The organism is Clostridium sp. LBM24168 (assembly GCF_052953915.1).
Map to the genome: position 1 here is coordinate 1590557 of NZ_CP196861.1, position 26743 is coordinate 1617299.

Here is a 26743-nt window from a genome sequence, read left to right on the forward strand (position 1 = left end):
CTACCTAATTAAACAGTAAATTTCAATTTATTATACTCATGGTAGCTATAAAAAAAGGAGCCATCATTAATAGACAGCTCCTCACTATATCAAGATCTGAATACAACTTCTTCTTTGGAAAACATAAATTTTGCCAGAAATACTGTTGCTATTACATATACAATATGCCAACCCAATACTGCTGCAATATGTCCAGTATTAAATATGCCTGCAATAGCCTCTTTCATAACTACAACTGCATTTACTATAGGTATATTGAAGAATATGAATCCTATACTCTTTGCATCCATCATAAATGGTATATATGTAAGTATCATTACAGGAATTATGAACCCCCCAAGATAGGTATTTGCCTCCTTCATGGAACGTGCAAATATACTTATGGATATTTCTATGGAACTTAGTGCTACTAACACAAACAAAGAAATTATACCAATAACGGCAAAGGCACCTGGTGATATGTTAATTCCACCACCACCTGAAAATATATATAGCATTGAGCCTATCATTGAAGCCAGCGTAACCACCAATGTAATAAGAGCAACTGACGAAATTGCCATGAGTTTTCCCCAAAATATAGACATCCTTCCTGTAGAGGTTGATAAAAGAGGTTCAAAAGTGCCCCTTTCCTTTTCCCCTGCTACAAGATCTGCCGCTATTCCAATAGTAGGACTTATCATAAATATAATCAATATTGTAGGAAGAATATTCAGTATCTGAACCCCCATTGAATTATTATCCTGTTTTCCCAGAGTTTCTTCTTTTATTTCAAATGGAGTTAATACTCCAGTGCTTATTCCCTTTGACTGCAATCTTCCATCAACTATTGACTTGCTATAGTTGTTAAAAATCTCCTTGATCATGGAAGACGCCATAGAAGATTTATTTGAGGTCTCATCATATATTATTTTTACATCAGTCTTATCTTCTAATGCAACTTTTGAATCAAAATCCTTTGGTATATCGACTATTAATGATATTTTACCTTTATTTAATTTTTCAGCATCATTCCCACTGTCATCTATCTTTATATTTTTTAAATTCTTTAACACTTTGTAAATTGAAGAATTTTTATCTCCTCTACAAGCAATGGTAATACTTTTCTGAACAGAGTCAACAGTGTTTCTCATAGTAAAATCTATTATCTTGAACATCGCAGGATACATTAAAATTGGTAAAAGTATAGTAAATATCAATGTTTTCCTGTCTCTGAATATATCTATAAGTTCTTTCTTTAAAATCACCCAGAAATTATTCATGGACTCCACCACCTATCAATTTTATAAATACCTCTTCAAGATCATCATTATTATATTTTTTCTTCAATTGATGAATAGTACCTTCTTCTACAAGCATTCCCTTATGTATTATTACAACTCTATCACAAAGTTTTTCAACCTCTGTCATTGAATGGGATGACAGTAGAATTATCTTATTTTCAGTCTTACACTTTAAAATAAATTCATGTATCACCCTTGCAGCAGAAACATCCAATCCCGTGCTTGGTTCATCAAACAGCATTACCTTCGGAGAGTGTATTATGGAACGTGCTATGGATACTTTTTGCTTCATACCTCTTGAAAACTTTCCTGCTTTCCTATCTATATAGTCTTTCATCTTGAGATCTCTTGTAAGTTCATCTATTCTCCTATTTATTTCTACTTCACTCATTCCATAGAGCCTGCCAAAATACTGCATATTTTCCCTGGCAGATAGTCTATCATATATTCCCACTTCTCCTCCAAATAGGATACCTATCTCTCCTCTAACCTTAGCTGAATCTTTAACTGTATCATACCCATTTACTCTTATAATTCCTTCACTGGGCTTCAACATTGTAGAAATCATTCTTAAAGTTGTAGTTTTTCCTGCACCATTTTCTCCAAGAAGTCCTACTATTTCTCCTTCATTTACATAAAAGGATAGTCTATCCACAGCTTTTACGTCTTTAAATATTTTACTAGCATCTTTTATTTCAAGCATTGTATAAGCCTCCTTATTTACATAACCTGTAATTTATTATACCATATAAAAGAGGATCTTCTAATTCATAGTTCATCTCAATTATTTAAATTTATTTATTGAAACAGCAGAGTAAAATTCACCCTGCTGTTTATAAAATATTCAAAATTAAATTTCTCCCGGAATTGTAAAATCCGGCTCCACGTGTATAATGACATATTCTATACCACATTCTTCATGCAGTTTCTCTTCTATTTTTTCGGTTATTTTGTGGCTCTCGGATACAGTCAATCTGGAATCTACTCCTATAATTATATCAAGCAATATATTATTGCCGTGTATTCTTGCTTTTATATTCTTAACATTATCTACTCCTTCTGTATTCTCTATTTTGTCAACTATATTATCCAGCTTCCTGCTATCAAAACCATCCGTTAAACTATGAGCGGATTCCTTAAATATTTCAATACCTGTCTTAACTATCAATATTCCAACTATTGCCGCTACTAAAGGATCTATCCATGAAAATCCAAATTGGGAAGCCACAATTCCAATAGCTGCACCAATACTGACCCAAGAATCTGAAAGATTGTCTTTTGCCGCAGCCATTAACGCAGAGCTTTTAATTTTAAGTGCTATATTTCTATTATATCTGTACACAAAATATATAATTATTGCACAAGCCGAAGCAACCGCAGACGCCATCATATCAGGAGCCTTCTCTCTGAAATATATGGTAGAATAAACTGCATTATATAAAACATCAATACCCACAGCTACCATTATAATCGATGCAACAAGAGATGATACTGTCTGTGCTCTCAAATGTCCATACGCATGATCTTCATCTGCAGGCTTCCTTGATATTTTCAACCCTACAAATATGGCAATTGATGCAATTATATCTGTAGAATTGTTAATTCCATCTGCCAGAAGTGCCTTTGAATTAAAAAAATATCCCATAGATAGTTTAAATGCAGATAAAAAAATATAAGCAATAATACTAAGACGGGCTCCTTTCTCTGCAATTTTAAGATTTTTATATTCTTCACTCATAATATATTGCTCCTTTAAGATAAGACATTGCATATAACATTTATATTATATGAATTTATTCAATATATATTATGTAAGAGTACGTCAATCCTAACTTGTAAATCATAATATGGAATTATAAATATTAAATTTATTGGAGGTGATTATTAATGGATAGTTCATCCTTTAAAAAAATATCAGGACACAAACTGAAGAAATTATTACTTGACAACAAATATAATTTTATCTTAATTGATGTTAGAACTCCCATAGAATATTCTAAAGGACATATTCCGGGAAGCAAAAATATTCCACTTCAAGAATTCGAAAATATTATTGAAAAGATGAATATAGACCACAATACAAATATTGTAGTATATTGCAAGAGTGGAATAAGAGCTTCCAACGCTTGCGATATACTAGACAAATTGGGATTTAAGAAAATTTATAATTTTGGTGGAATTTATAATTGGAAATATAAATTAGAAGTATAGTTTTTATATAAGCCGCATCCGCAATTTTTAGGATGCGGTATTGCTATTGTTCAAAAGCAAGTTTATTCTTCATTCTTATTCTTTTGCCTGTAACTTTTTCACTAAGTTTTCGATATTTTTTGCAGATATATACTTATCGTCCTTTTTAATTAAAACTTTATGATGACATTTTGGACATTTATGAAGACAATCTTTAGTTTTAAATTTGATTCCATTATCTTCTAGAGTTTTAACTAAATCCTTATAATTCAAAGTATGCTTGCACACCTTAATTTTCGACATATGAACACCCTCTTGCATTAATTTAAATTGATTATTTTATAATAATTATTATACTATAATAATTAGAAATTTTCCACAGTCATAAACCTCGAAATTATTGCAATTTAAAAGTTCATACTACCTTATGGAGTATGAACTTCTAATACATAAACTATTTAATTAATGATTTCCCAAATTCTATGCATTTAGCTTCATCTTCACCTTCTGGAGCCTCATTGATAATTAATCCATCATCAACAAGGCTTGCCCCTGCATCTTCCATTTTTTCCTGCCAGCTTCTCATCCATTGCCCATCTCCCCAGCCATAAGAACCAAACAATGCAATTTTTTTACCTTTGATTTTATCAATTATTGAATCTACAAAGGGTTCCATTTCCGATTCCTCTATAACTTCATCTCCCATAGCAGGCGATCCCAAAACCAGTATATCTGCTGTATTTACATCTTCTTCAGATGCCTTCGAAACATTTACCAGTTTTGCAAAATGTCCACTTTCAGTTACACCTTTACCGATTAAATTTGCCATTTTTTCTGTATTTCCTGTACCACTCCAATAAATTATATTTATATTTGCCATATATACCTACATCCTTTCATATATGATAATGAATTTCATTTTCATATATATAATAGCAATATATTCATATCCTGTCAATAAATTATCACAAATGTTATTAACAAATACTATGTATGTTAAATTTTAATATACATAGTATTTGTTAAAGATATATACATTTAATTATTTTATTACTTACCTATACTGAACTTCCTGCTCTTGAATATATTTTAATCTTCCATTCAGGATTTGGAGCGCATCTTCAAAAGTTTTAGCAAGCTGTTGGAAATCTTTCTTTGCAGTTTGATCTTCTGTCTGCAAGGCAAAAGTTTTCATTGATGCTGCTGCCGATTGAACTCCAGCTATAGCTTGCTGCATCTGTGTCCCTACTGTCATTATTTTCACCTCCCTTCAGGTAAAATGCTAATATTAAATTTTAGCTATCTCAATAAATACGGTTCAAGTTTATCCATCATTCTTTTTATTGTATTTGCATTATTTGAATACATCTTTTTAGCCTGAAGATTTTCAGTTTGAAGTGAAAAGGCAAATAAATCCGCTTGAACTTTTGATATATTTGCATAAAGTAATTCCTTGACTTTAGGCTTAGTGACTTCTATTGAATCATCAAATATATCTACAAACAAATCCCCGGAAGAATCTACCTGTCCAATAAATACATTATCAAGAAGTACCCCTAAATTTGATAGTTGTACCTTAAGCCATTCACGGTTTAGTCCCCTGTTTGATAGAGCACCATCAAGTATTTTGCCATCCAAAATTACCGTTTCTGGTTCAGATTGAGGTGCAACTTCTATCTGTAAATTCTGTGAAGTAACAGGCCTTCTATTTGATTTCAACAATGCATTTATATCTCCACTTGATTCCATCACCGCAAATTCAACATCTGATAAGTTAAAAATATTTTTTGATCTCAATTCTCTCAGTAAGTCCATACCAGTATATTTTACTTTTTTTAAATTTTCTTCCATGACTTTTCCATCTTTTATCAATATAGTCTCTTTTCCATTTATCAAATCATATATCCACTTAACTTTTAGTGATAAATAATCCATAAATACTGAAAGGGCTATCCATATTCCCAATACAATAAATCCTGCAAACATATTTGATATCAAGCCAAGTGAAAGAAACACCACAATAATAGAAATTACAATATAGCTTACTAATTTAAAAGGTGATAACCCTGATAGATTCCCTTTTCCAATCAATTTAACAAATGCAAAAGTCAAAAAAAATAAAATTGCAACTCTTAAAACTAATATACCTAAATCCTGCATAATCTTTTGTCACCCCTATTTTTTTTTGTATTGAGGCTCTTCAAGCTGTATTGCTTTTAATCTGCTTTCTATATTTTTAGTAACTGATTCCGTGGTTTTAAGAGCTTCTTTATAGACACTTATCTCTTCTGTGTTTCTACTTTGGAGGGAATAAATTCTCAGCGTACTTTCGATTCCTCTTAAATTGGCTAATGTCTGCTTTACCTCCGAACCCACTGTCATCACCATCAACTCCTAACATACTCCTGAAATTATTATTACCCAAATTATATAAAAATATTATTTTCTATTGAAACGACATTAAATTTTTCTTTTTCAGCCTTCTCAATCAATTCACGGCAATCAATATGCATACAGTAAATTTTACTCCTTATTTTTTCTGGAACGGATTTGCACAAAGATTCTAATGACATGTGTACATTGCCGTCATAATCAGCCAAACATGTATCTTGATAAAATATATATATATTTGAATAATCGATAGCACTCGGAATACTACTACAATCACCGCTGTACCATATAAGTTTTCCTCTTATATTGATTAAATATCCAAAACAGCTAATTTCCTTTACATGCTTTACTTCTATCGGTTTCACAATTTTTATATCCCCTATACCAACAAAATTATCTGTATCTATGTCCAATAGGTGAAAATTGTAGTCCTTTTTATCTGTGTTCCCTTGATTTTTTAAAAATACATATAGATCTTTATTAGGGAAATATACATTTGGAACTATATGTTTAATATAATAACAATAGTATATTAGACTACTAAGGCTTCCAACATGATCTGAATGTAAATGGGTAATCAATATACCAGTTTCTTCCTTATCATCAAGTAATCTATTTCTAACAATCCGTTCAAATATATTTTCACCACAATCCATTAAAAACAAAGTATCTTCTTTATACTTTATGGACAATTTTAAATATGCACTGTTGTTTCCTTCTTTTATATTGAATGCAGATCCTCTCCCCAGAAAACTAAGCAATTCTATCACTCCAATTGAATTATTTTTACTTTTTACCAGTATCTTTTCTGTGATTTTTATTATCTTTTCCAAGTTCCTCAGAAAATTCTGTGAACAATCCAACATTATTATTCTTTACATTTTGATGTCTTAACTTTTTTATACCTTCATAATATCTCATTGCCATATATATCAATGAATACGATGCTATAATTATAAAACCTGCTATAAGTCCCGCAAATTGTCCCTGTACAAACGGCATACTGCAAATAATTATAATAAGTGATATTAATGTAAACCAGGAAGAATATGTGTATCTTTTCTTATTCTTTTTTCTAAGGCGGATTTGTGAAGCAACTATAACTGCATATGTAAACATAAGTGCAAAGCCTCCGGAACTCAATAAAAACAGATAAACTTTTGGAAACAGAAGTCCAATTATAAGTCCAATAAACATTGATAACCCTGAAAAAATTATTCCTCTATAAGGAACATTTTTTCTATCTTTCAGTATTTCTGGAGTATATCCTTCATCTGCAAGAGATCGAATCATTCTTCCAAGTCCAAATAAACCTGCCAGCATAGTTGAAAGCATAGCAGTGAACATTACTAAACTTATAATATCTCCGGCCCAATTCACACCCCATCTGTCAAGGGCAGAAACCATCGGACTTATATTCTCATTGAGCACCCCTGTTGGAATCAATTGTATAATTACTACAATTGAAATTACATATAGCCCAACTATAGTGAGAACTGTATATAAGGCTGCCTTTGGTATTGTTTTTTTTGGATTCTCCGTCTCTGAATATGCCAGACCTATTATTTCAAATCCCGAATAAGCAAACATTACTGTAAGCATACTTCCTGCAATCCCCTTTACTCTATTAGGTAAAATTGATTCACTCTTTAATATCCCTAGTCCTGCTACCGATGGGTTATTCCATGTTAACCTTAAAATCAAGAATATTCCAATAATTATAAAAGACAATATTGCAAATAATTTAAAAGCAACCAATCCACTCTCAAATTTACTAAATTTATCGGCTCCCAATAAATTAAGAAGTGTAATTCCAAAAATCGTTACAGTTCCAAATAAAATAATCGGTACATATGCTATCCAGCTATGAAATATAATGAAAAGTGCCGCAACTTCACTTGACATGGCAAGAATCATTCCTGTCCAGTAAACCCATCCTAGAACAAATCCAGTACCAGTTCCAAAGGCTTTTGCAGCAAAATTTCTAAATGATCCTGACGACGGATCATCTCTTATCATTTCAGAAAGTGCAGAAAGAATAAAATATACTAAAATCCCGCCTAATACATAGGATACTACAATTGCAGGTCCAGCAGTACGTATGGCCACAGAGGATCCAATAAAAAAAGAACCTCCGATTATAGTCCCCAATGACATCATTACAAGTTGCCATACTGATAATCCCCTGCGTTTATTCTCCATCTCATACCACCTCAAATTAATGTACTTTTAAAAGTAGTATGTGTAAACTACAAAAAATAAATTCTTTAAATTATTATATTAAACCTGATATTTAATGCAAAGAATAAATATAAAAATTATATGGAATACTAGACAAGGAGGCGGTAAAATTATGAATTTAATTTCTATAGGAGATTTAGCTCCTAATTTTTCATTAGAAGATAATCTTGGACAATTTGTAAAATTATCCGATTATAGAGGCAAAAACATATTGCTTTCCTGGCACCCTCTTGCCTGGACACCTGTTTGTACGGATCAAGTAAGGGACCTTGAAAACAATTGGAATGATTTTCAACAACTAAATACGATTCCATTTGGCATGAGTGTTGATGCCCAACCTTCAAAAAAAGCTTGGGCGACCGCACTTTCCCTTGATCATTTGAGGCTTCTTTCCGATTTCTGGCCCCATGGAAAGGTTACACAGGATTATGGATTATTTGAAGAAAAAGAAGGTACATCGAAAAGGGCCAATGTAATAATAGATGAAAATGGAATCACAAGATGGGTTAAGGTATATCAGCCAGCTCAACTACCTGATATAAACGAAATTCTTCAAGTTTTGTCAGGTATGCAGCTAGCCGTAAAATAACTTTCCAAAAAAGCTATTGATGCCTGCATTAACATACTTTATCAGCAGGCATCAATAAGCTAATTTTTGCCGCTAAAGTTTCATATCTATATTATTTCCACCCAATTTACGACTCTGTCTCTCACAAATCCTAAATTCAATGCCAATTGCATTGAATTTATATTGTTTTCCTTAATATGTGCGAAAGGAATTTTCCCTTGATCTCTAACTTTGTTCACCAGATCTATCACTATACATTTCCCATATCCTTTTGATCTGTATTCTGGAAGTACATGCAAAAATCCTATGGCCCCGTCATCTTGAGTCGCTCCCCATGCAAATAAATTTCTTGAATTATACATACAAGAACTTAAACCTCTTTTTATTCTCTCCTTTATATATGCAACCGATATATATTCCTTGTATTCAGAATTTATATACATAAAACAGGCATCTTTCTCCTTTAAGTTTGATGTATCATATTCATTATCTGGTATAATCACATTTTTAGGTAGAAACAATCTTGTAGTAGATAGTTTCCACTTTATTTTTTTCCCCGTACACAAAATAGGCAGCATCCAATCTTCAATGACTGCAAAATATCTATCATTCGAATCAAGTTTTTCTCTAATATTTTTTAATTCCCAACTGGATTTAGAACTTATATAGATCCAGTTCCTGTCACTTTTCCCCTTGACTATTACGGAATACCCAATCTTATCAGCATAATAAACAGGATAATTCTCTATAAAACTTATCATATTTATATTTTTAACTGGATCCTTTCGTAAATAATCCAATATTTCATTAATATATTCCATATTGCTTCCTCTTTCTCACTATTTTATCTACAAATTAAGCACCATTACATATAATTTATTTACTTCATTTTTTAACTGAATTTCTGCTTTTCTTATTTCTCTATAGCCCAGGCTCTTCCAAAACCTAAGTCCCTCAATATTTTTATCAACAACACCAATTCTAAAGGATTCAGCTCCAAGACCACCTGCCCATTCTGTTAATCTACAATGTACTATTCTACCAAGTCCCTTCCTTCTTTCCATTGGATCAATGAGCATTAAGCCAAGCATCCACTGATTAGAAACAGGAAAATTCTTTACAATATCAATAATACCTATAAGTTTATCATAATTTTTAAATATTCCAAAAACAAATTTGTCATTATAATTTTTACCTGGCGGCAGCTCTTCAAATATTTCCTCCACATCTTTTCTAGAGGCTTCAACTCCCCCGTGCATCATATAATAATCATTGCATCTTTTACAAAATTCAAATATAATATCTATATTATCATTATCAATTTTAGTTATTTTAATTTCACAGCCGTCAGCAGCATAAATTTTATACATCAGTATCGCTCCAATCCACAACTCTCTCAATAAAATAAAATGTGATACACCTTATTCTTGAATAATCCGTATATCACATAATCTAACTCAACTAAAATTTTTATATATATGCAGATGTAGTATCAGTTTTAAGTTTATTTTCAATAATTTCCACCTTGTTATCATCGAACACATATAATCTATATATAAGAACTAATACTTCCTCACCTATATTCATACTGTCCTTCTCCAGTGAACGGAATCCTACAATTTTTACATTTCCTACTTTAACACTTACAATCCAATTGGAACCTGCAAAAGAAATATCAGTAACAATACCTTTGTCAGAAGCAAGTTCACATTGTATTTCTCCTTTTTTACCGATTTCAACAAATTCAGGTCTTATAATAACTTCTTTTTCTTTTCCAAGATCTTTAAATGCTTTGAATTCACTAACATCTTCAATAATATTTGATTCTCCAATAAATTTTGCTACAAAAGCTGTCTTTGGATTTTCATATATATCAACTGCTCTTCCAATTTGTTCAATACCTCCCAGATTGGTTACAATAATTTCATCTGCTACTTCTACTGCTTCCTCCTGGTCATGAGTTACAAAAATACTTGTTATCTCAAGTTTGTGTATCATTTGCCTGAGCCATGTCCTAAGTTCCTTTCTTACTTTAGCATCAATAGCTGCAAAAGGCTCATCCAGAAGAAGCAACTGTGGTTTTGGAGCAAGCGCCCTTGCAAAAGCAACTCTTTGTTTTTGTCCTCCTGACAATTGATTCGGATATCTATTTTCCAGGCCTTTAAGTCCAATAAGTTCTACTAATTCATTGACTCTCTGTTCTATATATTTTTTGTCAGCTTTTTTTATGGATAGTCCAAATGCTATATTTTGATAAACAGTCATATTTCTGAAAAGAGCATAGTTCTGAAAAACAAAGCCTATCCCTCTTTTACCCGGAGGTATACTGTTTACCAGCTTTCCATCAATATAAACTTCACCACTGTCAGCAACTTCAAGACCTGCAATTATACGAAGTATTGTAGTTTTTCCGCTTCCACTTGGTCCAAGAAGTCCTACTAATTTCCCTTTTTCTATTTCGAAGGATATATTCTTTGAAGCTCGATAACTGCCAAATTTCTTGTTAAGGTTTTTAACTTCAACATACATCTTATTTCACCTCTTTTTTTACTTTCCATTCAATAATATTTCGCAAAATCAATATAATAATGGCTATAAACACTAAAATAGATGATACTGCAAAAGACGCAGAGAACTGATATTCATTATACAATATTTCCACATGAAGTGGCAAAGTGTTCGTTTCTCCTCTTATATGTCCAGAAACTACTGAAACAGCCCCAAATTCACCTATAGCACGGGCACTACACAATACTATTCCATATAGAAGTCCCCACTTTATATTGGGTAATGTTATTTTTCTAAATATTGTCCACAAGTTTGCTCCCATAGAAGCTGCTGCTTCCTCCTCATCAGTTCCCTGTGTAATCATCAGTGGTATTATTTCCCTGGATACAAAGGGAAAGGTTACAAATATGGTAGCCAGCACTATCCCAGGCAATGCAAAAATTATTTTAATATCATGTTGAAATAGAAAATTATAGAATAACCCTCCCCTACCAAATGTAAGCACATATATAAGTCCGGCTATAACCGGTGAAATTGCAAATGGAAGATCTATCAACGTTATTAAAAAATTCCTACCTCTAAATTTAAACTTTGTTACAGCAAAAGCCATTATTATACCAAATATGGTATTCAATAAAACAGCAAATCCGGAAGCCATTAAAGTAAGCTTTACAGCTGAAATGGTATTTTCTTCTGTAATAGCCATAATATATGCATCTTTGCCTTTTTTAAAAGCCTCCATAAATATGAGTATCAATGGCATTCCGAGCATTATAAATAGAAATATTATTGTTATTATTATAAGCAAAGATTTGATTACATTGGATCCAGTATAATATTTATTCTTCAATTTCCTCACTCCTATGCATACTTATTGGCCTTCCATTGGATTAAATTTATAATAAACAACATGAAAAATGAAAACACAAGCATAACTAAAGCTATAGCTGTAGCTCCTGAATAATCAAACTGCTCAAGTTTGGTCATTATTAAAAGAGGAGCTATTTCAGTTTTCATCGGTTTATTTCCCGCTATAAATACAACAGAACCATATTCTCCTATTCCCCTTGCAAAAGCAAGTGAAAATCCAGTTAAAAGTGGAGCTAGAAGCTGTGGAAATATTACTTTAAAAAATATTTGTATTTTAGATGCACCTAGAGTAGCTGCCGCTTCTTCTATACTTGAATCCAAATCTTCAAGAACAGGCTGAACTGTACGCACTACAAATGGTATGCCTATAAAAACCAATGCCACAGTAATTCCAAATGTTGAAAATGATCCCTCTATGCCAAACTTGGCAAGCACAGACCCAATCCATCCATTTTTTGAATAAAGTGTTGTAAGTGAAATACCTGCAACAGCAGTAGGGAGAGCAAAGGGCAAATCTATACATCCATCAATAAATCTTTTAAAGTGAAAATCGTATCTTACCAGTACCCAGGAAATAATCAACCCAAATATGGCATTTATGGAAGCTGCTATGAATGCACAACCAAAGCTTATTTTATATGATGCCACTACTCTCGGATTTGTGATAATTTTTAGGAATCCATCAAATCCCATCTTTGATGTTTGAATCAATATTGTGCTGAGTGGAATTAAAACTATTAAACTTAAATATAAAACAGCTAATCCCATAGATATATTAAATCCTGGAATAACTCTTGTCTTCCTGGCCATCTTATGTCCCCTCCCTATATTTACCTAACCTATTATATTATTACTTTTTAGGCTGATATATCTGGTCAAAAGTTCCACCATCTTCAAAATGAGTTTCTTGTGCTTTAGTCCATCCTCCAAACAAATCGTCTATTGTAAATAAATTTATTTTTGGAAATTGTTTTTCATATTTTTTAGCAATTTCCTTGTCCCTTGGTCGGTAGTAGTTCTTTGCAGCTATCTCTTGTCCCTCTTTAGAATATAAATAGCTTAAATATGCTTCTGCAACTTTTCTAGTACCTTTTTTATCAACCACCTTATCTACTACTGCTACCGGCGGTTCTGCAAGTATACTTAAAGATGGCACAACTATGTCAAATTTATCTTTTCCCAATTCCTTCACAGATAGAAAAGCTTCATTTTCCCAAGCTATAAGAACATCTCCAACTCCTCTTTCAACAAAAGTAGTAGTTGCACCTCTTGCACCTGAGTCTAGTACTGCAACATTTTCATATATTTTCTTTACAAATTCTTTTGCCTTGGTCTGATCATTGTTATTTTTCTTTAAAGCATATCCCCAAGCTGCAAGATAATTCCATCTGGCACCACCGGATGTTTTAGGATTTGGAGTTATAATTGATACACCTTTTTTTGTAAGATCATCCCAGTCCTTTATATTTTTAGGATTTCCCTTTCTAACAAGGAATACTATAGTTGATGTATAAGGTGAGCTATTATCTTTAAACTTTTTCTGCCAACCCTCATTAATTAATCCCGCCTTCTGAATAGCATCTATATCATATGCCAGGGCAAGTGTTGCAACATCAGCATCCTGTCCTTCTATAATCGACCTCCCCTGCTTACCTGAGCCACCATGAGACTGCTTTATTGTAACATCCTGGCCATTTTTTTCTTTCCAGTATTTTATAAAAGCTTTATTATATTCTTCATACAATTCTCTCGTAGGATCATAAGAAACATTCAGCAATTCCACTGATTTTTTACTTTCTGCTGATTTTTTATTACCTGTCTCATTTTTACTGCCACATCCTGTAAAAGATGACAGTATAAAAATACTAATTAGCGAAATTAAAATACCCAATTTAAATTTTTTCATAAAAATTCCCCCTAAATTCTTTAATATTAAATAACTCCTGTCAAGTCAAAATACTTTTAAAATTTTAAGTATTTTGACTTAATACACAATTTATTCACTTAGTTTCCTCCTATCCCATACTTTTTTCTATTTTAGTAAAAAGTGTGTTCATTTTAATTAAATTAACTGTCATAAAAAAGGCCAAGCTTAATACAAACAAGTGAAATTCACATAAAAACGTAAATACCTATAGTATAAGCTTGACCTCTAGTTTTCTAGTCAGTCATCAATAGAACTATTAAATTAAAAACTTCCTATGGAGAAACCATAGGAAGTATAATGTCCTCTTGCTTCTCATCTCTCAGGTATTCCTGCTGGAATTGGCACCATTGAATATACATAAAACATATACTCAGGTTGCCGGGCATCATAGGGCCAGTCCCTCCACCTCTCTTGATAAGAAATTGAATATTTAATTATCTATTATTTATAACTTATGTATTATAATATAGCCTTTATAATTTTTTGTCAATAGTAATTTGATTTTTTATTGCTTAAAATCAATCAAATTTTCTAATGTCGGGAATAAACAATGGTATTAACGTAACTATAAATAAAAATATCGCCTCATAGAATATTGTCAAAGCAGCTCCTATATTCTGAGATAAAATCCCAGTTACAAGATAACCAATTGGCAAAAGTGCATAAGACCCCATCATATCCAGGCTTGAAACTTTTCCAAATGATTCAACCGAAACAAGCTCTTGAAGACTCCCCTCCCATATCAAGCCAAACATCATTGTAACAGCACCTCTTAAAATCATAAAAAATATTATATATGGAAGCCATCTTACAAATGGTACTCCAATCAGTGCCACAGCAACTATCAAATAGCTTGAATACACTAAAACACCTCTTCTTTTCCATTTTTTCCTTAAGCTAAATATCACTGCAAATAAAATTGAACCAACTCCACTTGCAGTTACAAGTAATCCATATGTATAATAAGGAAGTTTTAAATCTACTTTAACAAACCATGGAAGTAGTATGGAAATGAAGCTTGTACCTATAATGTTTATAAATGCAAAAACACATATTGTAACCCAGAGCCATGTACTTTTTTTTAATTCCCTATAACCATCTATTAATTCACTTTTTAAAAACGTAATAGAATATACAATTGTCGACATATTTTGTGATAATTGATTGTTATCAAGAAATAAGAGGCTTACAACTGATACTAAAAATGTCAAAGCATTTATCCCAAATCCAATACTTGCAGAAGTCATGCTGATAACTACTGCTCCAAGTGAAGGCCCTACTAGCATGGCAACCTGCTCACTTATCTGTGTCAATGAATTTGCAGAATTTCTTATATCTTTTGTAAATATCTGAGCTCTTATTGCAGAATATGCTGGCTGAAATACAGCCGTCATTACACCCGAAATAATTGCATACACGTATATTATTTCCTCTTTTAGATTGCCCAATTGAGAAAAAGCAATCATATCAATTAAAAAAATTAATCTTGTCATATCCGAGACAATCATTAATTTTATTCGTGAAACATGGTCTACCAATATTCCCGTAAAAGGCAGCAAAATCACCTGTGATCCGAACATTAGTGCCATTACGGTACTCATCGTAAGCGAGGAACCAGTAATAGAATATACTATAAGAGGCATCATTGTACTCATCGTATAATCTCCCAGACGGGAAAAAGACTGTCCCATCCATAGTGCCGTAAAATCCCGCGATTTAAATGCAGCTGAAAAACCTTCGGAAGCCATTACAATCCCTCCAAATTGGGAGTATTTGTATATCTAAATTTAATTCCTATAAATCAAATTCTTGAATACTTGAGTATATTATCATATACACCCTGCTTTACCATTCCCATTTCATCCAGATATTCAAGATATGATTTAAGCATTCTCTCTATTACGTTATATTTATAAATACTGTTTATAGGAATCTTAAAATCTTTTACAATCGTATGAAAAATATCCTCCAATTTCATGACCCCATTTATGTCTTCAAATATCTTCATTGCTCTATTTTTGTAGAAATCTATATTATCATCTATTAGTTTCGTAATATTGTCACATACTCCTTTATGAGCCAGTATATACTTGCTGCAGGTCAAATCATAGAGTTTCATCTTACTTTCTAAATCCTGCTTCAATATATAGGCATATGGCATTTTTGCACTTTCCATAACTTCATAACTTATGAGAGCATCTCCTAAATATCCAACATTATCAGGTGTAACAATGCATATATGTGCGGGACTGTGCCCTGGAGTATGAAGAATTTTAAATTCAATACCACACATGGACACTGAATTCTGATTATGTGAAATCATAATATCAGTTTTACAGACCATATGTCCAAAATGCTCCTCTACCTCTGACAATGTCAATGAATCATAATAAACTTTTAGTCCGACCACTGAACTGCAAGTAAATGCCTCATAAGATGGCATAGCAATATCACATTTATACTTTTCCTTCAAATATGTATTATTACCTATATGATCTATATGTGCATGTGTACATATTATTCCTGAAACTTTAAATCCACTTTTTTTAAGAAATTCTTCCACTCTTTTTCTTCCACCATCTGCCATTCCAGAATCCAGCATTATAATTTCTCTGTCATTGATTCTGTAAAAAGGTACATCTGCTATTCCAGTATCAAGATAAAATGTATTACCTTTTATATTATCTACAAACATAATTATTCTCAGCTATATGTATATTAAGAACACTACACAAACCACTGAATTCTCACATCCTTGCATAAATATATATTATTTTCATATAAATCTATTTGTTTGATTTCTTTCTCATCATAAAAAGGAGTATAGCACATTACTGACAAACTGTCAATCAAAATAAAATTAACCTTTTTTTCACCCTTATTTATACTATCAAACAGAAAATGCATAAAGAAAAAAACAGTTTAATAATCTAGCAAATTAATTGTAAATATATAAACTTATCTGTAAAATATAATAAAGCTATCTAAAGTTGGGAGTGATACTTTTGCAAAGTATTAGAAAAAGATTGAGCATGGTAATTATTCTCTGTTCAATCACCTCTGTAATATTATTGGCATTGTCCGTAAATTTCACAATAAACAGTACTTTCAATGAGTATATGATTGATACCCAGAACAACAGAAACAACAGAATTGTAGACTATTTTCAACAAGTATATAAAAGAGATAAAAAATGGACTAAAGATTCCGGAGAAGAAATAATGCATGAAGCTTATATGAGTAATTACTGCTTAACCCTTTTAGATGCTAAAAAAAATATGATTTGGGGTATGGATTCCAATGACATAAAAGAAAAATCACATGTAATGATGCAAAAAGTTTATAGCAATAAGGGAATATACACATCAGATTCATTTAAAATCAAGTACAATGGAAAAATTGTAGGTTATGTTGTAATAGGACAATATTCTCCAATTTTGATGACAGAGCAAGATATAAATTTTAAGAGATCTATAAATAAAAATATTATCGCAAGTGTACTGGCAGCTATAATTATTGCCATCATAATAAGTATAATCATATCAAAACAGTTTTCATCACCTATTAAATCTGTATCTGATACTTCTGTTAAACTTTCCAGAGGAAGATATGATTCCATCTCAAATGTAAAAAGTAATATAAAAGAACTAAATAGTTTGACCGAAAGCATAAATTCGCTGGGGAAAATATTAAAAGATCAAGATCTCATTAGAAAAAGGCTAGTTTCAGATATCTCTCATGAAATAAGAACTCCATTAAATATTCTCCAGAATAATTTGGAAGCAATGATTGATGGAATATTCCCTGTAACTAAATCACGTTTAAATTATTTGAATCATGAAGTTATAAGGTTTGGTAAACTGCTAAACAACTTAAATATTTTGAGACAATTTGAAGATGAAAAACCAAATCTTAACATGATGGAAATAATATCTTTAGATAAATTAGTTTCCCTTGTAAGTAACAAGCTTTCAATCAACTTTAGAAACAAAGGTATACATTTTTATCTTAATATACAACCCAATGAAAAATTTGAAATATTAGGTAATAGAGATGAATTAGAACAGGTATTTATAAATTTATTTTCCAATGCCATTAAATTTACCCCAACTGGAGGAACCGTACGGGTTCATTTATATACAAATGCCAGCAAAATCGTATTCAAGATCAAAGATAATGGCATAGGTATAAAAAAAGGGGATCTCCCTTATATTTTTGAAAGACTGTACAGAGGAGACAAAAGTCGTCGTGAAACAGAGGGAAACGGCATAGGATTAACTATTGTAAAAAAGATACTTACTCGCCACTCTGCTACAATTGAGGTTGATAGCAACTTGGGCAAAGGAACATCATTTACACTATATTTTAACAGGAACAAGGAGAATTATAATGAATAATATTTTAATAATTGAAGATGAAATAAACGTGTCAGAAATAATCAAAGCCTATCTTGAAAGAGAGGGTTATAAAGTTTACTGTTCCATTAAGGGATATGATGGAATTGATCTATTCAATAGAATAAATTTTCAGCTTGTAATATTAGATTTGATGCTGCCTGATATAGATGGAGAAGAAGTATGCGAAATTATAAGGGAAACATCAAATGTACACATATTTATGCTTACTGCAAAAGTAGAACTAAGTGATAAAATCAAAGGACTTAATATCGGCGCAGATGAATACCTTACAAAACCATTGAGTCCAAGGGAACTCACCGCAAGAGTAAATGCACTATTTAGAAGAATGAATTTCAATAAGACAACAGTACTTTCTTATGATAATGGAAAACTTAAAATTGATAATGAAAGAAGAAACATTCAGGTAAGAGGAAAGTACATAGTCCTCACTCCAAATGAATTTAACATTTTGTATACTCTTGCTTCACATAATGGTAAAGTTTTATCCAGAGAGCAACTGATAAGAAATGTATATGGTATTGATTTCGAAGGTTCCGACAGAACAATAGATACCCATATCAAAAATTTAAGAAAAAAAATAGAGTATAATAGCAAGGATCCAAAATATATACTTACTGTAGTGAAAATAGGCTATAAATTTGGCAGCAGCAGAGATCCAGAATGACGTAAAATGAGCATAGAAAACTTGGATATTACATAAATCTACGCTCATTTGGCCTATTTACAGTTTAGTTACTATCTCCCATATCATCATGGCATTTATTTTTTTTAGAATTCATAAACATCATCGGTATCATTAAAACCATCATTATAGGACATATAAATGGAGCTATTGTTGTAAGCATAATTTTAAATCTTGGTGCCATACTTAAAAATGGCAGAAATGATAGTAAAATTAATGGTATAGCACAACAAAGTATCATTATAAGCATATGACCTATTCCACTGTTACCACCTTTATTGTTCATATTACTACTTTTGTGACAATTCATATAAATACTCCTCACTTATATTTTATTTGTCTAAATAATACAATACCGCTGTGGAGATATTATGAAGATTTCCAGTTATCCTTATAAATTATTTCTGGCTAATACTTTGGTTTTTTCAATTACTTTGATTATATTTAAAAGCGTATTATTCACCGGAGTATCTACACCATACTTTTTTCCTAATTCACATATAGTTCCAGCAAACATATCAACTTCAGTTTCTCTCCCATATTTGATATCCTGAAACATAGAAGTACCACTATCTTTTGGCATAGTATCCAATACTCTATACCACTTTTTAATATCATCTCCACTTAAATTGACTCCAGCTTTTTCAGATAACTTTATTACTTCCCACATGGCAGACTCCATAAAATCTCTTGCATTGCCATTAGTCTGGAATAATCCATAAGTTCCTCCCAGTACCGCTGATGTCTGATTTATACCAACATTTATCATAAACTTGTACCACATTGATTTCATCATATCCTCTGGAATTTCATATGGAATTCCAGCCTTTTCAAAAAGATCTCTTACAACTTTTACTTTTTCAGAATAATAACTGTTACTTTTTTCTCCAAATGCTATACTTCCATAGCTAGAAAATTTAATATTATTTCCATTTCGATTTCCGTCAATAGCAATACAGAGAGAATATAAAACCTTTTCCATTCCATACCTACTCCCTATAATCTCCTCACTTGTAATACCATTCATAAGAGACATTATAATTGTATCATCCCCCACATGGTTTTTTATATCCTCAATGGCTTTTTCCAGTTGATTTGCCTTTACCGATACAAGTATCAGATCTGCTGACTCACATTTTTCCTGTGGATCTATATATGTAAAGTCATAATGCTTTCCATTTATTATAAATCCATCCTTTTTATATCTTCTGGCCCTTTCACCGCCAGCTATAACTCTGAGCCCTTCTGGATTCAAATCATACAATTTGCTATTGTACGCACATCCTATTGCCCCAAGACCTATAGCCGATATCTTTTTTATAGTTTTCATGACAATCCCACCTCAAAACAATATACTTTTTCTTATTTTACCATATAAAAAATCCAATTTCATAAAATAAAATTGGATTCTTCTGTAATTATATCTTAAATTTCATTACCATATTATTCAACTTCTGGGCAATGTCTGCCTGATGCTGGGCAGTCTGTGCTACCTGCTCTACAGATTTTGTGGTTTCATCCACATTGGATTTTATTGATTCTGCATGTTCTGAAGATTCCTGGGCTGCATTGGCCATGTTTTGTACAGCCTCACTTACCTGATTTATTGTAGCTGTAAGTTCCTCTGACATGGATGCCACTTCTTCTGACATCTTACTCAAAAATTCAGAATCATTATAATACTCTGTACTTACCTGCATGAACTCTTCAAATTCACCTTGGACATCCTCATTTACAAATTTCAATATGTCTCTGCTATCATGTGAAAGATTTGAAAAGGCATTTTGAACCTTTGTTATAGTATCCTTGATACCAGACACTGCATTTGAAGACTGCTCTGCAAGTTTACCTACTTCATCTGCAACTACTGCAAATCCCTTTCCATGCTCACCTGCTCTTGCAGATTCAATAGCAGCATTTAATGAAAGAAGATTTATCTGTTCGGCTATATCGGATATAGTATCAGCCATGGCACTTATATTGGCTACTATTTTTCCCTCTTCAATTGACTGCAACATTTTCTTTCTCTTCTCTGAATATATCTTTTCCGCTTCTTCTACGCTATTTTTTCCTTTTTTTTCAGCAGAAGTTGATTTTTCCTTTGATTTGTTTGCATTGTCACTGCCTTCCATAGCCTTTCCCGATAACTCATTGATACTTGATTCAACTTCTTCAATAGATGCCGTTATTTCTTCTGCTGTAGCACTTCTATCCTCAACCCCTGAAATTACATTTGATATAACTTCATTTATACCTAATACCTTTGACGATATTTCTTCTGAAGTTGCAGAAAGCTTCTGACTGGAAGCACTCATACTTTGTGAATTTTCCATAATAGCCGTTACAAGTTCTCTAATGTTTGACTGCGCTTTCTCAAGACTCCTAAATATTTCAGCGAATTCATTTTTAGTTGTAGTCTCAAATTTACCTGTAAAATCAAAATTAGCCATATTATTAGACATATTAACTACTTTTGAAATGTACTTATGTATTTTCCTCGGTATGACAAAGCTAAAAATCAGAGCCGCTGCTATACCCACTACTATTAATATTGTTGTTGTAATATCCTTATAAGAAAATTCAGTAACACCTACAATTCCAATACAAGCAATAAGTACAGCCATAGCTAAAAAACTTATGGTCAATTCTGTCTTTATTTTCATAGAAAAATTCCTCCCACTTAATAGTTTTAAATTATTTATTCATTAATTTCTCAATTAACCTATCAAAGGAAACCGGCCTGCTGAATATAAATCCCTGTATTTTATTGCAGTTGATCTGTTTTAAAAAATTTAACTGTCTCTCAGTTTCAACCCCTTCCGCTATAATCTCAAGATTCAACTCAAGTGCAAGATTGACAATATTCTTAAGAATTATGATATCTCTACCGGAATTTTCTATTTTGTCGATAAATGATTTGTCTATTTTGATTCCATCCATCGGAATACACGTCAAATAATTCAATGAAGAATACTTTATTCCAAAGTCATCCACAAATATTTTTATACCCATGTTTTTAAACGCAAAAAGCATATTTAATATCTTTTTTGTCGGATTTATGAGTATCCTCTCGGTTATTTCAAAACAAAGATACTCTGGTTTAACTCCTGTCTCACTCAATACATGCTCTACAAATTTAAAAAAAGAGCTATCTTCCAGCTGACTTTCTGATATATTTATTGACATACGGATATTTCCATATCCCATATCCTCCAACTTTTTCATTTCACTACAAGCCCTATTCAAGACAAATTTCCCGATATCATTTATCATTCCATTCTGTTCAGCAATATCTATAAAATATGCTGGTGATGTTGTTCCCCGCTTTGGATGATTCCACCTCAGCAAAGCTTCTACTCCATAAATTTGCATAATATTCGTATCAATCTGTGGTTGATAATATAACGTGAATTTTTTTTCTGATATTGCTTCTTTTAATTCAATCTCAATTTTTACTTTGTCCATAAGATTATCATTCATAACCTCATTATAAATTGAATAGCTATTTTTACCTATTTTTTTTGAATTGAAAAGTGCAATATCTGACATCTTTAACATTTCGCTGGCATTTTTTATACTATCAGAATAAACAGATATTCCTATACATACAGTTATATATATTTTTTTATTATCAATTTCTATTATTCTATCGAATATGTTTAAAAATTCTTTAGCCCTAGATTCTATTTCATCCATATCTTTAAAATTAGTACTTAAAATAGCAAATTTGTCTCTATCCAAACTTGAAAGTATATCATTCTTTTTCAATCTCTTTTTTAAAGTATCTGCAACCTTTTTTAACAAATTATCGCTTAACTCACTGCCATATATATTATTTATTATTTTAAATTTATCAATATCAATGACAATTAAAGCCATGTTAAAATTACTATATAACCTGGACTTACAAAAATATTCATTTAGCTTCATTATTAAAAAAAGCTTATTTGGTAAATTTGTGGTAACATCATAATAAGCAAGATATCTTATTTCATCTTCATATACTTTCTTATATGTAATATCTGACATATAGTTTATTATTATATTATATTTTTTGCCATTGCTAATTTTTTTACCTTTATGCAGAATCCATTTTATTTTTCCATTCTTGCTTCTTATTCTATATTGGCAGCTAAAAAAATTTAAATTTTGCTCAAAATATTCCATCAAAGTATTATCGAGTATATCTATATCCTCAAGAAGAATAACCTTGTCCAATTCTTCAAAAAAATTATTTTTATCGGAGGTATTATATCCTGTAATATTTTTCCATCCATTGGAAAAATAAAATTTATTTTCCTCCACATTCCATTCCACAATTATTTCATTAAGATTATCTATAACAAATTCATATTTTTTCTTCATATCCAAATAAATCACCTCCCTTTACAAAACAAGGTTCTTAAAAGTAAATTTTAAAAACATAAAATATATTATATAACATATTTTATAAATATAGAACGCATTTTTACTATTTTATATATCGTCGCAATTTTTCCTCTTTTTACATTTTATTATATATATTTTAAGTATATACAATTATTTTTACAATTACAAGTGTATTATACACTTCTAATTTGTTATATATTCCAACAAAAATTATTAAAGTCAGATTGGGTGATGCATATGAAAACAAATTATGAAAAATTAGGTAAAAGAATTAAATCAATCCGCAAGAATAGCAATATTACTCAAGAACAATTGGCAGAAATGACTGGTCTCTCAAATAACTATATAAGTAATATTGAAAGAAACAGGTCTATTCCAAGTATTGAGACACTTCTGAAAATATGTAACAGTTTGAAAGTAACCCCTGATTTAGTGCTGTTAGATTCAATATATATGTCAAGAGAATACATAAAGGATGAAATTGCTAGGAAACTGGATAAATGCAATGACAAGAACATCAAGCTCATCTCCAAATTCCTAGATGTATTAATTGAAGAACAAGATGACAGCTAGTTTGCCACTTTAAAATTGGCAGCTAAAAACCTTATTTAAATTAATTAACAAAATTAACTGAATTTTAATAATAATATATTAAATAAATATACTAATTTCAATTCTCCCGTAAATTATACAGATTCAGTGTAATTCTCACATATTATTCTGCCAATTTTGTCATTTTAATATGTTATCATATTAGCTTTGGAACATAATTATGAGAAAATTTAATATATTATCTCTTTTAAAATATAAAAATGAAATATTTTTATATTTTAACATGCTTTTGATTGACAAATTTATAACATAAGTATATAATAAAATTGTTATATGAAAGAAGGTGAAATACTTGAATAAATTCGATAGTAAAAAATCTGTTTTAATAACTCCTGATGTTATTGAGGAATGCTTATCTGAATCTTTTGGTGTTCGAGAAAAAACTTCTCCATCACATAGAAAAGATAAAAAGCATTTGAATTAAGCCTTTATTACAGGCTATTCTATTTTTACAAAATAGAATAGATGTATAAAGGCTTTTTTCTGATTTATATAAATTATCATTTCTGCGACAACATTTCTAGTCTCATTTTTTCATCTTAAATTACTATATATTAATTTTTATTGTACATAAAAAATCCTTCAGGAAGCAAAAGAACACTGCCTAAAGGATTATAATGTACTACTGTAAATTCAATATTTAATTAAAGAATAGTGATATTTTCAGCTTGAGGTCCTTTTTGTCCCTGAACTACATCATATGAAACTTTCTGACCTTCTTCAAGTGTTTTATATCCATCTACATTTATCTGTGAAAAGTGTGCAAAAACATCTTTTCCATCTTCTCCTGTAATAAATCCATATCCTTTTTCTCCATTAAACCATTTTACTGTACCACTCATTTAATACATACCTCCGAAATTTTATTTTTCTTAAACTCTCTGTAATAATACACCAATAAAATTTCGAAATTAATATATCTATAATAAATACTAATTGAAATATATCCGTGCTAAAATTATTTACGGTTCATTTAAGTTACGTATGTATAATAACATACTTTCCCATGCAAATCAAGCTATTTACAGCAAAATTCAATTAAATTATTGTATCTGGATTAAGTATTCCATTAGGATCAAATGCATGCTTGACCGCTTTCATAATTTCCATTTCCCTACTGGAAAACTGGAGGTACATATGTTTTTTCTTTGTCTTTCCAGTCCCATGTTCCGCAGTTATAGTTCCGCCATATTTTATTGCAGTTTTATACATTTCTTCTTTAAGTTGTTCATAATAGGAAGGTACTCTTCCATTGTCACTTAAAATGAAATTATGGATATTTCCATCTGCTATATGTCCCACAGAAGGAATAATAGTATTATATTTTTCAGCAAGCTTTGTAATGTCATCCAAAAAATCTGGCATAGATGAAGGTGGAACCGCCATGTCTAATCCATCTGATACTTTGTCTTTAAATGGATTATATACATTACTTCTTATTTCCAAAATATTTCTCTGTTCTTTAGAAGTTTCTGCTATTACGCTGTCAAGTGCATTATGTTTTTCACATATTTCAACAATTTTTTCACTATTGTCATAAAGCTCATCTTCATCACTTGCATCAATTATGAACATAAGATCTACAGATCCATTTTTCAATTGCCATGTGGTCCCCAGATCTTCAGCAGATTTTTCCGTCACAAATCTATCCATATACTCAATTGCTCTCGGTGTAATTCCCTCCTGAAGTATTTCAGGAACTACATCTGCAGCATCTCTTCTACCATCAAAGGATACTATCAAAGTACCAGTATATTTACTTTTGGCATACAACCTTAATGTTACTTTTGTAACAATACCTAAAGTTCCTTCACTTCCAATTATCATATTAAGCAGATCATATCCCATATTATTTTTAAGAAGTTTTCCTCCAAAAGTAACTATTTCTCCTGTAGGAAGAACTACTTCCAGGGCTTTGACATGATTTCTCATAATGCCATGTTTTACAGCTCCCGATCCTCCCGCATTTGTTACAACCATGCCTCCGATCTGTGCCCCTTCATCTCCAGGATGTATCGGGAAAAACAGCTTGCTCTGTCTATTCAATATTTCAAGCAAATCTGCTAAAGTAGCACCTGCTTCGATGGAAATCATTAAATTTTTTTCATCAAGTTCTACAAGTTTGTTCAATCTCTCCAGAGACAATATTATACTCTGCCTGGTTGGTATGGAAGCACCTACAACTCCCGTACCACCACCTCTTGCAATTACCGGCATTAATTTACTATTTGCATATTTCAATATCTTAGATATTTCTTCAGTTGAACCTGGTTTTACTACCACACATCCTTCCGCCGCCTGCGGACGTATAAGTGGTTCAGTCTCATCATAAAGATAACTCTGCATCTGTGATAAGCTACTTATTACCCAGTCATTTCCTGAAATATCTTTTAATTTTTCTATAACTTCATTTTCCAACTAATATCTCTCCTTTTCAATTCCAAATAAATATAAAAAAGCAGACCATGCCTGCCGGGGCGAAACATGGTCTGTCGCGGTACCACCCAATTATTTACTTAATTTTGCATAACGGTTTTAACCGGATCTGCCTACTGTTACTTCAGCTTACAGCTCAAGGATGAATTTCAATATATAATATGGGCTCTCACCACATTTCCCATTCTCTTTTCAATCAAAAATATACCTACTTATTCCCGTCACAGCATT

The 26743-nt window shown here is 31.4% G+C and carries 30 protein-coding genes, 1 riboswitch and 1 other annotated feature (1 of these 32 only partly in view); of the genes, 6 read left to right on the forward strand and 24 right to left on the reverse strand.

Translation table 11 applies throughout. The features are described from left to right. Positions 1 to 89: 89 nt before the first annotated feature. The 3 genes from ACSVC9_RS07855 to ACSVC9_RS07865 form a co-directional block, all read right to left on the reverse strand. Positions 90 to 1259, reverse strand: coding sequence for an ABC transporter permease subunit (locus ACSVC9_RS07855; protein ID WP_446896942.1), 1170 nt, complete (start codon positions 1257 to 1259; stop codon positions 90 to 92). Next, positions 1252 to 1983, reverse strand: coding sequence for an ABC transporter ATP-binding protein (locus ACSVC9_RS07860; protein WP_446896943.1), 732 nt, complete (start codon positions 1981 to 1983; stop codon positions 1252 to 1254). Before ACSVC9_RS07860 ends, ACSVC9_RS07855 begins: the two co-directional genes overlap by 8 nt. A gap of 147 nt (positions 1984 to 2130) precedes the next feature. After that, positions 2131 to 3018: a cation diffusion facilitator family transporter gene (locus ACSVC9_RS07865; protein WP_446896944.1), complete on the reverse strand. Its 888-nt coding sequence runs from the start codon at positions 3016 to 3018 to the stop codon at positions 2131 to 2133. Positions 3019 to 3167: 149 nt separating this feature from the next. Here ACSVC9_RS07865 and ACSVC9_RS07870 point away from each other — a divergent pair, with 149 nt between their 5' ends. Then, complete coding sequence (locus tag ACSVC9_RS07870) at positions 3168 to 3491, forward strand: rhodanese-like domain-containing protein (protein WP_446896945.1); 324 nt, start codon at positions 3168 to 3170, stop codon at positions 3489 to 3491. Positions 3492 to 3566: 75 nt separating this feature from the next. On the opposite strand, the gene ACSVC9_RS07875 is transcribed toward ACSVC9_RS07870, so the two are convergent. The 7 genes from ACSVC9_RS07875 to ACSVC9_RS07905 form a co-directional block, all read right to left on the reverse strand. After that, on the reverse strand, positions 3567 to 3773 hold the full coding sequence (locus tag ACSVC9_RS07875) for a hypothetical protein (protein WP_446896946.1): 207 nt from the start codon (positions 3771 to 3773) through the stop codon (positions 3567 to 3569). 151 nt (positions 3774 to 3924) lie between these two features. Continuing rightward, positions 3925 to 4350, reverse strand: a complete 426-nt coding sequence (locus ACSVC9_RS07880) for a flavodoxin (protein ID WP_446896947.1) — start codon at positions 4348 to 4350, stop codon at positions 3925 to 3927. A gap of 174 nt (positions 4351 to 4524) precedes the next feature. Continuing rightward, positions 4525 to 4725, reverse strand: coding sequence for a DUF1657 domain-containing protein (locus tag ACSVC9_RS07885; protein ID WP_446896948.1), 201 nt, complete (start codon positions 4723 to 4725; stop codon positions 4525 to 4527). Positions 4726 to 4769: 44 nt separating this feature from the next. Continuing rightward, positions 4770 to 5630, reverse strand: a complete 861-nt coding sequence (locus tag ACSVC9_RS07890) for a DUF421 domain-containing protein (protein WP_446896949.1) — start codon at positions 5628 to 5630, stop codon at positions 4770 to 4772. Between the two features lie 15 nt (positions 5631 to 5645). Continuing rightward, positions 5646 to 5852, reverse strand: coding sequence for a DUF1657 domain-containing protein (locus ACSVC9_RS07895; RefSeq protein WP_446899826.1), 207 nt, complete (start codon positions 5850 to 5852; stop codon positions 5646 to 5648). A 44-nt stretch (positions 5853 to 5896) separates the two neighbouring features. Further along, positions 5897 to 6694, reverse strand: coding sequence for an MBL fold metallo-hydrolase (locus tag ACSVC9_RS07900; RefSeq protein ID WP_446896950.1), 798 nt, complete (start codon positions 6692 to 6694; stop codon positions 5897 to 5899). Continuing rightward, positions 6648 to 8063, reverse strand: a complete 1416-nt coding sequence (locus ACSVC9_RS07905; protein WP_446896951.1) for an amino acid permease — start codon at positions 8061 to 8063, stop codon at positions 6648 to 6650. The genes ACSVC9_RS07900 and ACSVC9_RS07905 overlap by 47 nt, the downstream gene beginning before the upstream one ends. Positions 8064 to 8214: 151 nt before the next feature. Here ACSVC9_RS07905 and ACSVC9_RS07910 point away from each other — a divergent pair, with 151 nt between their 5' ends. Further along, complete coding sequence (locus ACSVC9_RS07910) at positions 8215 to 8691, forward strand: redoxin domain-containing protein (protein WP_446896952.1); 477 nt, start codon at positions 8215 to 8217, stop codon at positions 8689 to 8691. Positions 8692 to 8777: 86 nt separating this feature from the next. On the opposite strand, the gene ACSVC9_RS07915 is transcribed toward ACSVC9_RS07910, so the two are convergent. The 8 genes from ACSVC9_RS07915 to ACSVC9_RS07950 form a co-directional block, all read right to left on the reverse strand. After that, positions 8778 to 9491: a GNAT family N-acetyltransferase gene (locus ACSVC9_RS07915; protein ID WP_446896953.1), complete on the reverse strand. Its 714-nt coding sequence runs from the start codon at positions 9489 to 9491 to the stop codon at positions 8778 to 8780. A 27-nt stretch (positions 9492 to 9518) separates the two neighbouring features. Next, positions 9519 to 10040, reverse strand: a complete 522-nt coding sequence (locus tag ACSVC9_RS07920; RefSeq protein WP_446896954.1) for a GNAT family N-acetyltransferase — start codon at positions 10038 to 10040, stop codon at positions 9519 to 9521. Positions 10041 to 10140: 100 nt separating this feature from the next. Continuing rightward, a complete protein-coding gene (locus ACSVC9_RS07925) occupies positions 10141 to 11199 on the reverse strand; it encodes a sulfate/molybdate ABC transporter ATP-binding protein (protein ID WP_446896955.1) in 1059 nt (352 codons plus the stop codon). A 1-nt stretch (position 11200) separates the two neighbouring features. Then, on the reverse strand, positions 11201 to 12028 hold the full coding sequence (gene cysW, locus ACSVC9_RS07930) for a sulfate ABC transporter permease subunit CysW (RefSeq protein ID WP_446896956.1): 828 nt from the start codon (positions 12026 to 12028) through the stop codon (positions 11201 to 11203). Positions 12029 to 12039: 11 nt separating this feature from the next. After that, a complete protein-coding gene (gene cysT / locus ACSVC9_RS07935) occupies positions 12040 to 12858 on the reverse strand; it encodes a sulfate ABC transporter permease subunit CysT (protein WP_446896957.1) in 819 nt (272 codons plus the stop codon). 40 nt (positions 12859 to 12898) lie between these two features. Further along, positions 12899 to 13954, reverse strand: coding sequence for a sulfate ABC transporter substrate-binding protein (locus ACSVC9_RS07940; protein ID WP_446896958.1), 1056 nt, complete (start codon positions 13952 to 13954; stop codon positions 12899 to 12901). A 330-nt stretch (positions 13955 to 14284) separates the two neighbouring features. Then, positions 14285 to 14396: riboswitch (SAM riboswitch) on the reverse strand. 97 nt (positions 14397 to 14493) lie between these two features. Beyond that, a complete protein-coding gene (locus tag ACSVC9_RS07945) occupies positions 14494 to 15723 on the reverse strand; it encodes an MFS transporter (protein WP_446896959.1) in 1230 nt (409 codons plus the stop codon). A 53-nt stretch (positions 15724 to 15776) separates the two neighbouring features. Further along, positions 15777 to 16670 (reverse strand): MBL fold metallo-hydrolase, encoded by an 894-nt coding sequence (locus ACSVC9_RS07950; RefSeq protein ID WP_446896960.1) that lies wholly within the window; start codon positions 16668 to 16670, stop codon positions 15777 to 15779. Positions 16671 to 16980: 310 nt separating this feature from the next. Between ACSVC9_RS07950 and ACSVC9_RS07955 the strand changes: the two genes are divergently transcribed. Both ACSVC9_RS07955 and ACSVC9_RS07960 read left to right on the forward strand, forming a co-directional pair. After that, entirely contained in the window at positions 16981 to 18372 is a 1392-nt protein-coding gene (locus ACSVC9_RS07955; RefSeq protein ID WP_446896961.1) for a sensor histidine kinase, read from the forward strand. Then, complete coding sequence (locus ACSVC9_RS07960; RefSeq protein WP_446896962.1) at positions 18365 to 19057, forward strand: response regulator transcription factor; 693 nt, start codon at positions 18365 to 18367, stop codon at positions 19055 to 19057. The genes ACSVC9_RS07955 and ACSVC9_RS07960 overlap by 8 nt, the downstream gene beginning before the upstream one ends. Positions 19058 to 19121: 64 nt before the next feature. On the opposite strand, the gene ACSVC9_RS07965 is transcribed toward ACSVC9_RS07960, so the two are convergent. The 4 genes from ACSVC9_RS07965 to ACSVC9_RS07980 form a co-directional block, all read right to left on the reverse strand. Continuing rightward, entirely contained in the window at positions 19122 to 19385 is a 264-nt protein-coding gene (locus tag ACSVC9_RS07965) for a hypothetical protein (protein WP_446896963.1), read from the reverse strand. Between the two features lie 81 nt (positions 19386 to 19466). Then, positions 19467 to 20405, reverse strand: coding sequence for a ketopantoate reductase family protein (locus ACSVC9_RS07970; RefSeq protein WP_446896964.1), 939 nt, complete (start codon positions 20403 to 20405; stop codon positions 19467 to 19469). Between the two features lie 88 nt (positions 20406 to 20493). Continuing rightward, a complete protein-coding gene (locus tag ACSVC9_RS07975; RefSeq protein WP_446896965.1) occupies positions 20494 to 21738 on the reverse strand; it encodes a methyl-accepting chemotaxis protein in 1245 nt (414 codons plus the stop codon). Between the two features lie 31 nt (positions 21739 to 21769). Next, positions 21770 to 23440, reverse strand: coding sequence for a bifunctional diguanylate cyclase/phosphodiesterase (locus ACSVC9_RS07980; protein WP_446899827.1), 1671 nt, complete (start codon positions 23438 to 23440; stop codon positions 21770 to 21772). Between the two features lie 261 nt (positions 23441 to 23701). On the opposite strand from ACSVC9_RS07980, the gene ACSVC9_RS07985 reads away from it, so the two are divergent. After that, positions 23702 to 24037, forward strand: coding sequence for a helix-turn-helix domain-containing protein (locus ACSVC9_RS07985; protein ID WP_446896966.1), 336 nt, complete (start codon positions 23702 to 23704; stop codon positions 24035 to 24037). Positions 24038 to 24368: 331 nt separating this feature from the next. After that, positions 24369 to 24500 carry a hypothetical protein gene (locus ACSVC9_RS07990; RefSeq protein WP_446896967.1) on the forward strand — a complete coding sequence of 44 codons (132 nt, stop codon included), beginning with the start codon at positions 24369 to 24371 and terminating at the stop codon, positions 24498 to 24500. Between the two features lie 220 nt (positions 24501 to 24720). Here ACSVC9_RS07990 and ACSVC9_RS07995 read toward each other — a convergent pair whose 3' ends face one another. Together ACSVC9_RS07995 and ACSVC9_RS08000 are read right to left on the reverse strand one after the other, a co-directional pair. After that, positions 24721 to 24918: a cold-shock protein gene (locus tag ACSVC9_RS07995; RefSeq protein ID WP_446896968.1), complete on the reverse strand. Its 198-nt coding sequence runs from the start codon at positions 24916 to 24918 to the stop codon at positions 24721 to 24723. 196 nt (positions 24919 to 25114) lie between these two features. Continuing rightward, positions 25115 to 26494, reverse strand: a complete 1380-nt coding sequence (locus tag ACSVC9_RS08000; RefSeq protein ID WP_446896969.1) for an FAD-binding oxidoreductase — start codon at positions 26492 to 26494, stop codon at positions 25115 to 25117. A gap of 52 nt (positions 26495 to 26546) precedes the next feature. After that, positions 26547 to 26743 (reverse strand) — a binding site (T-box leader); it runs 3 nt beyond the window's last position.